Source organism: Romboutsia sp. 13368, from assembly GCF_018336475.1.
In the GTDB taxonomy this organism is placed as follows: domain Bacteria; phylum Bacillota; class Clostridia; order Peptostreptococcales; family Peptostreptococcaceae; genus Romboutsia.
In genome coordinates, this window is sequence record NZ_CP048741.1 from 2,049,335 (window position 1) to 2,049,787 (window position 453).

At 26.5% G+C, this 453-nt stretch carries 1 protein-coding gene (running past one end of the window); it reads right to left on the minus strand.

Annotated elements, in window-relative coordinates; all coding sequences use genetic code 11:
- Positions 1 to 396 carry part of the coding region annotated (csaB, locus tag G3997_RS08470; RefSeq protein ID WP_296645357.1) for a polysaccharide pyruvyl transferase CsaB on the minus strand (this coding region is incomplete at its 3' end). The annotated region extends 291 nt beyond the left edge of the window, so 396 of the 687 annotated nt are shown.
- Positions 397 to 453: the final 57 nt, after the last annotated feature.

Consider the following 453-nt stretch of genomic DNA (forward strand, 5'->3'; position numbering starts at 1 on the left):
TTTATTAAAAAATCTACCTACGATTTTTCTATTACTTTTTTTCTCTATAGGACCTACACCTTGGGCATAGATAAAAACAGGCTTCTTAGCAAGTTTCGCAAGCCACATTATTCCTATATAATAAATTATAGATCGTGAGCTTGTGACATCTTGAATTAAACTTCCTCCTCCACTTATAAGCCCATCACATTTWAATAATTCTTTATATATATYAYTTAWTTTCCATCTATTAATAGCATTTACTTTATATGTACTTTTTGTATGCTCTATATCATTTGATAAAACAGTTATTTTTATATCTGGTTTTTCTTGTCTAAGTGCAGTTATTATAGATTTAAGTATAGCTTCATCCCCTATATTATGAAATCCATAATATCCCGAAATTAACACTCTCATATTATGCCTCCCTGATAAATTTATGTATATTTTTTTGAATTATTTTAAATATTAAAA